This is a genomic window from Streptomyces sp. ISL-96, from assembly GCF_018614035.1.
GTDB lineage: Bacteria > Actinomycetota > Actinomycetes > Streptomycetales > Streptomycetaceae > Streptomyces.
In genome coordinates this window covers 1-11,981 of sequence record NZ_JAGGPA010000054.1, presented here as the reverse complement: position 1 = coordinate 11,981, position 11,981 = coordinate 1, and the positions used below count along the sequence as shown (strand labels likewise).

The following is an 11,981-nucleotide window of genomic DNA, read 5'->3' as shown; positions in this document are numbered from 1 at the left end:
AAAGTGCCAGCCCGGGGCGGCTAGCGGAAGCCGTCCGCCGACGCGAGTGTCTCCGGCCCTTGCACTGTGCACAGCCCTCAGGCCTGCCCTGATTTCTCTCTGCTATCGACAAAACCCCTCGCAGCAGGCATCCCGTTAGTTACGGTCTGTACTCGTAGTTACCGTCCGATGTTTCGGCGCCCCGATCGGTGTTCACCGCCAGCGGGCAGCGTCCGACACCGCAAGACCGATACAGGGAACGGCCGATGACCGACACCGACTCCGAGCCCCGCGGCGCTGACAGCGCTGTATTCGGCCGCAGTTCCGCACCCGCGACCGGCCGGCAGCCGTCCGCGGGCGGCCTCCTCACCAGCAGCGAGGACGAACAGGAGGTGGGGAAGGTCGCAGGTACCGAGGACTCCACTCCCTTGAAGTTCCATGTTGCGCTTTCCCCGGATGCCTATCTGCAACTCGACGACGTGGTCAGCACCCGGCGAGAAATCCCCGGCCGCGGCACGATCGTCACCTCCGGTGTGGTCACCGAGGTGGTTGCCCGCCACGAAGGTGCCGCGTTTGGCTCAGACGTGTTCCTCATCGCCGACGGAATCTTGCCGGCGAACGTGCAGGAGATCGCCGAGGTCACGACCACTCGTGTCGACCCCGAGTGCTACGTCCCGCCACGCCCCGGCGAAGTCGCCATCCGGGCCGCAGGCACTGCCCGGGACGCCGCCCTGTACTTCGACCGGATGGACGCGCGCGTCCCCGCCGGCATCGGCCGTGACGGCGAACCGATCTATCTCAACCTCGAATTCCTTGACGGCACCCGCGGCGCCCACGTATCGATCTCGGGCATCTCAGGGGTGGCAACCAAGACCAGCTTCGCGCTGTTTTTGCTGCACTCGCTGTTCACCTCGGGCGCCCTGGGCGCCCGCGCGGTCAACGCCAAGGCCCTGATCTTCTCGGTCAAGGGCGAGGACCTGCTGTTCGTCGACCAGCCCAACGCCCGCCTCGACGACACTCTGCGAGCCGCGTACGCCCAACTCGGCCTGCCCGCCCGCCCCTTCGCCTCGGCTGGCTTTTACGCCCCGCCACTGCCCGGCGACACTACCGGCCGCCCCCACGTCACCGGCAGGACCAGCGGCGTCACCGCCTTCTGGTGGACCCTGCATGAGTTCTGCGAACGCGAGCTGCTGCCCTACGTGTTCGCGGACGTCGAGGACGAGAAGAACCAGTACACGATCGTCGTGCACCAGGTCACCAGCCGGCTGCGCCGCGAGGCCCAGGCCGCCGGGAACGACGGCGCGGTCACCATCGACGGGAACACCCTCCGCACCTGGCCGGACCTGGTCGACTTCATCTGCGACAAGGTCACCGACGACGTCACCCGCGCGGACTGGGCGGGCCCGGCCATCGGCCTGGGCACGGTGAATGCGTTCGTGCGACGGCTGCGGTCGTCCCAGAGGCCGCTCGGGCCCTTGCTGCGCGGCGACCTGAGCACGGTCACCGACCGCCCGGTTGCGCACTCCATCGACACTTCGCAGCAGCAGGTCACCGTGGTGGACCTGCATAACCTGCCGGAGCGGGCCCAGCGGTTCGTCGTCGGTGTCGTGCTGGCCGCAGAGACCGACCGCAAGGAGCAAGCCGGCCCGGGCGGGCTGCTGTTCACGATGGTCGACGAGCTCAACAAGTACGCGCCCCGCGAGGGATCCTCCCCGATCAAGGACGTACTGCTGGACATCGCCGAACGCGGCCGCTCGCTCGGCATCATCCTCATCGGCGCCCAGCAGACCGCCTCTGAGGTGGAGCGGCGCATCGTGTCGAACTCCTCGATCAAAATCGTCGGCCGGCTCGACGCGGCCGAGGCTGGCCGCCCCGAGTACGGCTTCCTGCCCGCCTCTCAGCGTCAGCGCGCCACGCTCGCCAGGCCCGGCACCATGTTCATCTCCCAACCGGAGATCCCGGTACCGCTGGCCGTCGAATTCCCCTTCCCCGCCTGGGCCACCCGGCTCTCCGAGGTCGCCGACCCCACCTACACCACCCGCGCAGCCGGCCAGGGCATCGGCAGCACGGTGCGACCGGACCCGTTCAGCAGGCTGCCCCAGGCCGAGAGCGATTCGTGGCCCGACGCCATCGACGACGGCGCCATCGACGAGCCGCCTTACTGACGTCCGCCACCTCCCTCCTCGGCGCGCCAACGCGCCACGCTGCTCTGCCTCAGCCACCCGTAAAGGACCCACGCCGTGAAGTTCCTTCACACCTCCGACTGGCACGTCGGTAAAACCCTCAAGGGCCGCAACCGGCTCGAGGAGCAGACACGCGTCCTGCGAGAGATCACCCAGATCGCGATCGACAACGAGGTCGACGCCGTCCTCATAGCCGGAGATATCTACGAAAACGCCGCGCCGACCGCGGACGCCCAGAAGCTGATCGTGCGGACCCTGCTGCACCTGGCCAAGCAGAACATCGAAGTCGTCGTCATCGCCGGCAACCACGACCACGGCGCCACATTCGAGGCCTACCGGCCGCTGATGGACGTCGCCGGCATCCACCTCTACGGACAGGCCAGACCGGCCACCAAGGGCGGCGTGCACACCTTCCGCGCCAAGTCCACCAACGAGGCCGTCAACGTCGCCGTCCTGCCGTTCCTCTCCCAGCGCTACGCCGTCCGGGCCGCGGAGATCATCGCCAACACCCCGTCGCAGAACGTCGGCGCTTACGACCAACTCGTCCGCGATGTCCTCGCCAATCTGACCGGGGCGTTTACCCCGGACGCCGTCAACATCATCATGGCCCACCTGACCTGCACCGGCGGCGCCTTCGGCGGCGGTGAGCGACCCGCCCAGTCGATCATGGAATACCACGTGCCCGCCGCTATCTTCCCCGTCGAGGCCCACTACGTGGCCCTGGGGCACTTGCACCGCCGACAACAGATCCCCGCCGCCTGCCCGGTGCACTACAGCGGCTCCCCCTACGCCATCGACTTCGGCGAGCAGAACAACACCCACGTCGTCTGCCTCGTCGAGGCAACCCCCGGCACCCCCGCAGAGATCACCGACATCCCCATCACGACCGGCCGCCGACTGCGCACCGTCGAGGGAACCGTCGCCCAACTGACCGCCGACCCCGCCGGCTACGGCGAGGACTACCTGAGACTCGTCGTCACCCAGCCCGCCTACGCTGGCATACGCGACGACCTGTACGAAGCCCTTCCCAACACACTTCAGATCCTCCTCCACCCCGATCATGCAAGCACCGGCGCCACGGCAGGGATCGGCGTCGACCAGCCGGTCAAGACGCCTGCGCAGCTGTTTGCCGACTACTGCCACAGCGTCGGTGTCAGCGACGACCGAGTCACGGATTTGTTCAACCAGCTGCACGACGACCTCACTCGCTCGACCACATACTGAAGCCCCAGGCTGCACCCGCCCAAAGGAATCCTCGAATGCGTCCCGTTCGTCTGGAGCTCAACGGCTTCGCCGGCTTCCGCGCCCCCACCGTGGTCGACTTCACCGACACCGACTACTTCGCCCTCGTCGGCCCCACCGGTTCAGGCAAGTCCACCATCCTCGACGCGCTGACGTTCGCCCTGTACGGCTCCGCCTACCGGTGGGGACGCAGCAACGCCATCTCCTACGCACTCGCCCCCACGAGCAACCGCTGCACGGTCTCACTCACCTTCGACGTCGGATCACAGCGCTACCAGGTCGCCCGCGAGGTCCGCCGCACCGGCCAGCAGATCCAGCAGAAGGCCGTCAGCCTGGTGCAGTTCACCGACCCCACCGCAGTCGCCGTCGAGTCAGACGGACCACAGCCGGAAGTACTGGCCGGGGAGATCAAAGAACTAAATCCCGCCATCGAGCAGTTGCTCGGCCTGTCCTTCGACGACTTCTGCCAGTGCGTCGTCCTGCCCCAGGGCGACTTCGCCCGGTTCCTGTCCGCCAGCGCCCGCGACCGCCAGCAAATCCTGCTCAAACTCCTCGGCGCCGCCCAATACGAAGGCATCGGCAAACGCGCCGGCGCCCAAGCAGACCAAGCAGCCAGAGAGATCGAGGTCCTCAACGACCAGCTGAGCCGCCACGCCGACGCCACTCCAGAAGCCGAGGCCACCGCACAGGCGCGTGCCGAGACGCTCGAACATCTGGCCGCCACCGTCGACCAACTCGTGCCCCGTGTCACCGAGGCACACACCCGCGCCCACGATGCCGACGCTCGAGCCGACAAGCTGCGCAGCGAGACCGATCTGCTGACCTCCATCCGCACCCCCGATGGCATCGAAGAGATGCAACGCCATGCCACACAGGCACAGATAGAGGCCCGGCAGACCCGTGACGCCGCCGACGCAGCCGCTCAGACCCTCTCCGACGCCACCAAAGAGGCTCAGTCCGGCCCCCAGCGCACCGACCTGACCTTCACCCGCGCCCGGTACACCGAGAAGGCAGACCTGGCCGCGCGCCGCGACGGCGTGATCACCGAGGCCCAGCGCGCCCAAGACGAGCTTGTGCAATGCGAAGACCGGCGCAAGGCAGCGGCGAACGCCGTCTCCAAGGCCCGGCGCAGTACCGAGGAAACCCGTGAGCGCCGCGATCAAATCCGGCAAACGCACGAAAAACTACAGCGTCGCCAACAACTGCTGGCCGCCGTCCGCACCCCCGACGGCGTCACCGACCTGACCAGCCGCGCAGCAGCTCGCTCCAGCGACGCCGAAACCGCCGCCGGGGAGCTGGCCGAGGCCAGGGACCGGCACGAACAGGCTTCCCGCGCGCTTACCGCCGCCGGCGACGGCAGCCGGCTCACAGACGCGCACCACACACTCGACGAACTCCTCGACGTCATCGCCTTGCTCACGGACGCCACCCGCGAGCTGGACGACTGTGCCGAGGTGACCAGCCGAGCTGAAGAGTCGGTGACTGCAGCACAAGTGCGCCTGGACGCGGCCACAGCCACGCTCGAGAAAGCCCAAGCCCTTGCCGGTGCCGCGCAGCTGCGCCCCCAGCTTCAGGTGGGCCACGCCTGCCTGGTCTGCGAGCAGAACGTCACCACCCTCCCGCCACCGCTGTCCGACCCCGCTCTCCACGCAGCCAAGGCGGCGCGTGCCGTTGCCGCAGACGAACACCGTGACCTGCTGACCCGATACGAGGACGCCAAGGCCACGTTCGCCGACAAACAGCGGGCCATGGACGGACTGACCACGCAGCGCACCCTGCACGACAAGAGGCTGAGCACGCTGCTGCCCGACCGCCCCGCCGGCACCGACCGCGACTGCGACGCCGACCGCGCCCACCTCGACGAGCTCACCACATCTCGCGATCAGTTGATTGCCAATGAGCAGCAGGCGCGTGACGCAGTACAGAAGGCCGAAACCGCGCACGAGTCCGCCGCGTCGGCGGCCGCCGCACTGCAGCGAGAACTCGACCGGGCCCGCAGCACCCTGCACTCGACACTGGGCACAGTGGCCGCTCTCGATCCGCCGGCCCTCGACACCGACGACCTGACCGCGGCCTGGACCGATCTGGAGACCTGGGCCCGCAACCAGACCGCCACCGCAGACCGCGACCTCACAGCCACCGCAGCCGAAACAACCGACGCCCAAAAGGCCCACTCGGACGCGACCAATGCCCTGGATGCAGCCGACCGCGCGCAGGACGCCGCCCAGGCTGCCCACACCGCAGCCGTTCGGGACGCCGCAACCGCCGACCTCGAACAGACCACCCTGACCGACCGCCTGAACGAACTGGACACACTCCTGGGACAGGCGCCGCCCGAAGACAAGCTGCCGACCCTCTTCGAGGAATGCACCCGCCTCGAAGAGGCCGTGAAGACAGCCACCACCGAGTCCCGCCGCACACGCGAAAAAGCCAAGACAGCGGCGGCCGAGCAGGAACAGTGGCAAGAGCGCACCACGAGTGCCCGATCCGCATTGACAGCCACCCGGGACGCGGTGGCGGCACTCACCCCACCGAGCCTCGACACCGACGACCTCGCCGCCGCCTGGGCCACCCTGACCGGCTGGGCCAACCGTGGGGTCAGCGACCGGCAGGCCGCCACCGTGCGTGCAGATTCCGACGCCCAGACCGCCCACGACGAAGCTGACCAGCTCCTGGGCCGCCTGGAGGCTCTCCTGCGCGATAAAGGCCTGGATCCGCACGACCTCGGAGACGGTCCGGGGCGTGCCGCGCAGGCTCCGCGAGTGGTGGCGGTCGCAGCCGAACGCGCCCGAGGCCAGGTGGAACTGATCCAACGCAGCCTCGCCGATGCCGCCTCAATGCGAGAAAAGATCGACGCCGCCCGCACCCGGCAAAAGGTGGCCGCCGAGCTGGCCCGGCTGATGCGTTCTACCAAGTTCCCTCAGTGGCTCGCCAACTCAGCCCTCGACACTCTGGTCGCCGGCGCCTCCCAGTCACTACGCCAGCTGTCGGGCGACCGCTTCGACCTCAGCCACCAAAAGGGCGAGTTCTACGTCATCGATCACTTCGATGCCGATTCCTCGCGCTCGGTGCGTACCCTGTCCGGCGGCGAAACATTCCAGGCCAGCCTGGCTCTCGCACTGGCCCTCTCCGACCAGCTGGCCGGCCTGGGCGGCGCTACGAAACTGGAGTCCATCTTCCTCGACGAAGGGTTCGGCACTCTCGACGCCGAGTCGCTCCAGACCGTCGCCGACACCCTGCAAAACCTCTCTCTGGGAGAGCGGATGGTCGGAGTGATCACCCACGTCACTGCACTCGCCGAACAAATCCCGGTCCAGTTTCACGTCCAGCGCGATACCCGCACCTCCACCGTCACCCGGCAGGGCACATGACCAGCGCAGCACAGGCTTCCCGCATGCGGTTCCACGTCGACGGCTGGGACCCCACCTACGGTTCCAGCGTCGAGAACGCCGAGAACGGCATCGCTGACTCCACCGCCAAGGTCACTCCCCACATCGAACTTGCCCCGGCCGACTGGAAGCCCGTCTCACCCTCCCAGGTATCTGCCCCAGGTGCGGTCCTGTTCGTCGACGGCGTCCGTCGCGTCGAGGCCCGCATCTGGATCGAACAACCCCCCGCCGCCGAACCGGCCACCAGCCCCCGCAACGCAGTCCGGGACGCCCAGATGGCGCTGTGCGCCTCCTACGCGGCAGGCACCGTGTGCTGCTGCCCCGACCGCGGCGCACATCTGCTGACCATCGACTACCGGCGTGGCCTGTTCACCACCGCCACCAACGCCGCCGACGTGCCCACCCCCGCCGGAACCTACAAGGCCACCATCACCCCCGACGACCAAGAACAGAACCTCGCCGTGCTGCTCTCGACGGCGCTGCAACGCCAACTCACCGAACTCGAAGTCCTCGTCGCCACCCATGCCCGCACCGCCCTGACCGGCCACGGCATCCCCAAAGACTCGGACCTCCTGGTCGTGGACGGCCCCCTGCGCGGCCGCACTCACCTACCGCGCGCACTGGGATTCATCAAGTCCCACCGCACCGCCTACCTGCCACCCGACCTGCACGCCATGATCGCCACCCTGGTCCCCGGCGAACGCAGCCCGGTGTTCTTGATGGGCACATCCTGGGACCGCCACGCCTGGTACCTGCGGCTCCCGTGCACCCCCGGTGCCCCATGGGCCGGCATTGTGCGGCTGGAATGCGCCGCCGACATCCCTGCGGCCGCGGCGATCGAGCTGGCCAACCTCTCCCAGGCACTCCTGCCGCGGTACGCCAGCATCGAGTACAAAGACACCCGGGCCCCGCAGAACCTGGTGCCGGTCGCCGGACTGGAGAGACAACTACGCCGCCACCTGGGCAACCCCATCCTGCTCAGTCGCGCCCTTCGCGTGGCATCGGCAAGCTGAACCGCAGGTCCCACCCGAAAAGCATGCCCAGTTCCCGCAGCGCCTCCTGCTGCTCGCGGTAGGCTCCACGGTGCACCCGGAGACGCCGATCTGCGCTCCGACTCGGCGAGCGAGTTCGCTCCTGCTGGCGGCTATCTCGGCTCGCTTCAGCGGGCGCTGATCTGGCCGTAGGTGGTGGCGGGCAGCGGGCGGGTCGCGGTTGCGTGTTCGGCGCGGGTGAGGGCATCGTCGATGTGCCCCACCGGTGGGGGCTTGATGCGTCTGGCGGAGTTAGCGGCGCTGGTTGACGAGTCCGACGCTCCCCGTCAGGTTGCGGCGCCCTCGTGTTCGACCCTGTCACGCCTGATGCCCCCGCAAGAAGGGTGCCGGGGGCGTAGAGCGTTCTGACTGCTCCTCCGGCAGAGCCGGGCACACGCCCCGTGTCCTGGGCGAGGGTGGCCCTGCCGCATATGGCCGCAGCGGTCCTGGGTGGTGGGTGATGATGGGCCGGTGAGTACCGCCGCTGCCGATGTCTCTGTGTCCCATGTGCCCGCGTGGCCTTTGTTTCCTGATCAGGTGCGGGGGAGGGATGCGGTGGTGCGTCATCTGCGCCGCCCCGGTACCCGGGCGCAGTACATCTCCGCGACAGGCACGGGTAAGACTCTGGTCGCGATCCGAATCGCACACTCACTCCAGGCCCGGATGACGCTGGTGGTGGTGCCGACCCTGGACCTGGCCGCGCAGACCGCTCTGGCGTGGCGGCGGGACGGCTACCTGCGTCACATGATCATCGTTTCCTCGATGGACACCGCCGGCCACCAGGCGCTCGCGGCCGCACAGGTCGGCTCGACCAGCAGCCCCGAGGCCCTGGCCGCCCTGCTGTCGGTGGTGGGGGAGAGGCCGGGCGAGATCCCGTTTCTGACCGTGATCTGCACCTACGACTCCCTCAGCAAGATCCGCGATGCCCAGCACGCTGGCCGGACGGTGCCGGCGTTCGACCTGGCCGTGATGGATGAGGCGCACCGGATCGCGGGGCGGGCGGAGAAGAAGTGGACGCTCATCAACGACCAGGCGGCCATCCGCGCAGATCGCCGCCTGTTCATGACCGCGACCCCACGCAGCTTCGCCGCACCCGAGCTGTCGGAGTCCGCCAGCCTGATCCGCCCCCGCCGCCGCCGCGGCGCCCCCGAAACAGACGCGGACGCGTTCACCAACTCGATGTCAAACCACGCCGTCTACGGCCCCGTCGTCCACGACTACCCCCTCGCGACCGCCATCGCCGACGGCCGCGCCGCGGACTACCGCATCGTGGTCCCCACCATCAGCGACGACGACCTGCGCACCCAACTCAACCTCACCGCCCCCACCAGCACCGCCAGCACCAGCGGCGATGCCGACCACTCGGCGCCCGATGGCGCGCTGCGCACCACGGCCTTGCATCTGGCGGTCCTCAAAGCCATGGCCCAGCACGGCCTGCGGCGGGTGCTGGTGTACTTCCACCTCGTCGAGGACGCAAAGAGGTTCACCCGCGAGCTCGGCCACACCCTGCGCCTGCTGCGCCGCACCGCCCCCGACCTGGTGCCCGCCGTGGAACCCGAGTTGTTCTTCGTCCACGGCGAGCACACCCCCGACCAGCGTGCCGGCATCTTCGCCGCCTTCGCCGCCGCCCAGTGCGCGATCATGACCAACGCCAAGCTCATCTCGGAAGGCGTGGACATCCCGAGCGTGGACGCGATCGTCTTCGCCGACCCCACCCGCAGCATCGTCCGCTGCGTCCAGGCCCTCGGCCGCGCCCTGAGGACCGACGTGAGTGGCAAGACCGCCAGCCTCGTCGTCCCCGCCTACGTCCCCGCCGGCGCGGACCCTGAAGACATCCTCGGCACCGCGTACGAGCCGGTCTGGGCGATCACCACCGCCCTGGCCAGCCACGATCACCGCATCGTGGAGCGGTTGCCGAACAAGGCGAACCGGCTGCCGCGCGAGACGAGCGCGCTGGTGATGAAGCGCTGGCACTTCGACTTCACCGTCCACCCCGAACGCATCGCCCGCGCGATGGATCTGATCGCCTTCAACCCCCGCGGCCCCCTCACCCGAACCCGCCGCGAAGGCCTCACCTCCGCCCAGGCCTTCCACGTCGAATACGGCCACCTCGACGTGCCCGCCGACTACACCGACCCGGTCGGATTCGAACTCGGCCGCTTCATCACCACCATGCGCGACGCCCACAACGCCGCCCGCCTCGACCCCGACTTCACCGCCGAACTCGACGCCCTCGGCATGATCTGGGACAAGCACGACGCCGCCTGGCGCGCCCGGCTGACCGCCGCCGCCGATTACCACCAGGCCCACGGCCACCTCGCAGCCCCCGCCACCACCCCCCTCGGCGCCTGGCTCGCCGAACAACGCCACCTCGCCACGAAGAACCAGCTCGACCCCGTCCGCGCCGCCGACCTCACGGCGATCGACCCCCACTGGCAGCTGCCGCACGGCGCGGACTGGCACCGCAAGTACCACCTCCTACGCGCCCACCTCGCCGCCGGCCACGACCCCGCCAAACTCACCCACGACACGGTGCTCGGCGCGGTGAAGATCGGCAGCTGGCTACGGCGTCAGCTCACCCGCTACAGCACCCTCCACCCCACCCAGCAACAGCTCCTCGCCCGCCTCCACCTCACCCCCGACACCAACCCGCTGACCGCACCCACCCGCACCCGCCGCAGCTTCGAGGACATGGTCCAGCTCCTCGAACTCTTCCTCCACCGCGAGCAGCGAGCACCGGCCGCACGCGAAGAGATCACGGTTGACGGCGAGACCGTCCGCATCGGCGCATGGCTGGCCAAGACGCGGACCAAGAAGCGCGCCGGACAACTGGGGGAGGGGCACGACCGGCTGGTCGCCGCCCTGTTCGACGGCGATTGGTGTGACGAGAACCCAACCCCGGCTGTCCTCGCCTGAACGGGCCCGAACAGAGGGCAGCAGGAAAGGCGCAGAAAGGCCCGCGTCGGCGGTCACCGGGCACCGGCTGAGACAGGGGTAAAAGCTCGGCTGTACATCGACACCAGGCGGTCGGCCGATGGCCGCCTGCGGGTGCTGCCCGCCGACTGAGCGCGGTTCCACGCTCCGCCATGGGGTTGCTGGGCTGACAGCAGGCTGTGCCGGCGGATCTCACCGGAGCGGAAGATCTCCTCGTAGAAAGCGGCGACGTAGCACAGTCTGCTGAGCACATCCAGATCCCAGCCGGCCGGTTCGGCCAGGTAGGCAACGACGGTCGCGAGCAGCTCCTAGCGAACATCGACGGCCCGCGGCCCGCTGCCCGCCGACCGGCAGGCAGCCACCGAGTGTGCCGAAACCACCCCACAGCACACGAGTAGCTGATAGCTGGGCACGGGCACCGCACGGAGACCTTAGGGCGATCGACTCAAGCCTGTGGCACGGGCAGAAGTCCCGAATCGGGATTCCCTAAAACTTTTGCCCGAAGGAAGCAGCGGAGCCGACGCACCTTCAAAGCCATCAGAACGGCGGACGATCTGCCTGCTTCGCCGGCGCTTCATCAACGACAGCGCCCAACTTCACCAGCCGAGCACGGATGGCACCAGGCTGACGATCAAAACGTTGCGCAAGGGTTTCGACCCCCTCGCCGCCGACATGAAGCTCCAACAGCAGTTGCTCATCCTCCGGCGTCCACCGCTGGTAGGCATTGCCGTGCTGTTTCCGAATCTCTTCAACCGAGTAAGTCTTGCCCGCGGCAGGAACTTTGCCACTGCCAAGCTCCACTGCTGCCACCGAGGCCAAGGGGAAGCTGTGAAGCTCGGTCCCGTCGCGCCACAACTGCAACTCCCCGTCTGTGAAAGTCAGTACGTCCACCCGGACCTCCAGCACCCGTCGCATGACATCCGGATCGTTCGGGTCAACCACGAATTCTGTAAGCCGCAAGCGGATTGTCTCCGAGGTAGGTGTAGTCATGAGCAGTAGCATGCCGCAACAAGAACGAAGCCGAGACCCCTTTCCAGCCAGACAGGCTCGCAACGCGGGCCGTTTTTCTGGTTCTTGGAGCGAAGCGGAGAGAACCGGCTCGGCTTGCCGAGCCCCGAGCCGCAACGCGGCTCGGGTAGCACTTCGTTGTCGGCCCGCAACGCGGGCCGTTTTTCTGGTTCTTGGAGCGAAGCGGAGAGAACCGGCTCGGCTTGCCGAGCCCC

General features: G+C 68.4%; 7 protein-coding genes. 5 read left to right on the top strand and 2 right to left on the bottom strand.

Features of this window, described 5'->3' with window-relative positions; translation table 11 throughout:
* Nucleotides 1-245: 245 nt before the first annotated feature.
* The 5 genes from J7E96_RS28650 to J7E96_RS28630 all read left to right on the top strand — a co-directional run bounded on the left by J7E96_RS28650 (nucleotide 246) and on the right by J7E96_RS28630 (nucleotide 10,740).
* On the top strand, nucleotides 246-2,144 hold the full coding sequence (locus tag J7E96_RS28650; RefSeq protein WP_251070576.1) for an ATP-binding protein: 1,899 nt from the start codon (nucleotides 246-248) through the stop codon (nucleotides 2,142-2,144).
* Nucleotides 2,145-2,219: 75 nt separating this feature from the next.
* Nucleotides 2,220-3,386 (top strand): exonuclease SbcCD subunit D, encoded by a 1,167-nt coding sequence (locus J7E96_RS28645; RefSeq protein WP_215135361.1) that lies wholly within the window; start codon nucleotides 2,220-2,222, stop codon nucleotides 3,384-3,386.
* A gap of 35 nt (nucleotides 3,387-3,421) precedes the next feature.
* Nucleotides 3,422-6,775 (top strand): AAA family ATPase, encoded by a 3,354-nt coding sequence (locus J7E96_RS28640; protein ID WP_215135358.1) that lies wholly within the window; start codon nucleotides 3,422-3,424, stop codon nucleotides 6,773-6,775.
* Nucleotides 6,772-7,806, top strand: coding sequence for a hypothetical protein (locus J7E96_RS28635; RefSeq protein WP_251070575.1), 1,035 nt, complete (start codon nucleotides 6,772-6,774; stop codon nucleotides 7,804-7,806). The genes J7E96_RS28640 and J7E96_RS28635 overlap by 4 nt, the downstream gene beginning before the upstream one ends.
* Before the next feature lie 468 nt (nucleotides 7,807-8,274).
* Nucleotides 8,275-10,740, top strand: a complete 2,466-nt coding sequence (locus J7E96_RS28630; RefSeq protein WP_374196725.1) for a Helicase associated domain protein — start codon at nucleotides 8,275-8,277, stop codon at nucleotides 10,738-10,740.
* A gap of 555 nt (nucleotides 10,741-11,295) precedes the next feature.
* On the opposite strand, the gene J7E96_RS28625 is transcribed toward J7E96_RS28630, so the two are convergent.
* Both J7E96_RS28625 and J7E96_RS28620 read right to left on the bottom strand, forming a co-directional pair.
* On the bottom strand, nucleotides 11,296-11,748 hold the full coding sequence (locus J7E96_RS28625) for a hypothetical protein (RefSeq protein ID WP_215135355.1): 453 nt from the start codon (nucleotides 11,746-11,748) through the stop codon (nucleotides 11,296-11,298).
* Nucleotides 11,745-11,981 (bottom strand): hypothetical protein (locus tag J7E96_RS28620; RefSeq protein ID WP_215135353.1); only part of this gene is annotated, 237 nt, incomplete at its 5' end. The genes J7E96_RS28625 and J7E96_RS28620, both read right to left, overlap by 4 nt.

Excerpts from the sequence above, each read along its gene's own strand:
- J7E96_RS28640 (WP_215135358.1), top strand. The coding sequence starts at position 3,422 with ATGCGTCCCGTTCGTCTGGAGCTCAACGGCTTCGCCGGCTTCCGCGCC.
- J7E96_RS28635 (WP_251070575.1), top strand. The coding sequence starts at position 6,772 with ATGACCAGCGCAGCACAGGCTTCCCGCATGCGGTTCCACGTCGACGGC.
- J7E96_RS28650 (WP_251070576.1), top strand. The coding sequence starts at position 246 with ATGACCGACACCGACTCCGAGCCCCGCGGCGCTGACAGCGCTGTATTC.
- J7E96_RS28625 (WP_215135355.1), bottom strand. The coding sequence starts at position 11,748 with ATGACTACACCTACCTCGGAGACAATCCGCTTGCGGCTTACAGAATTC.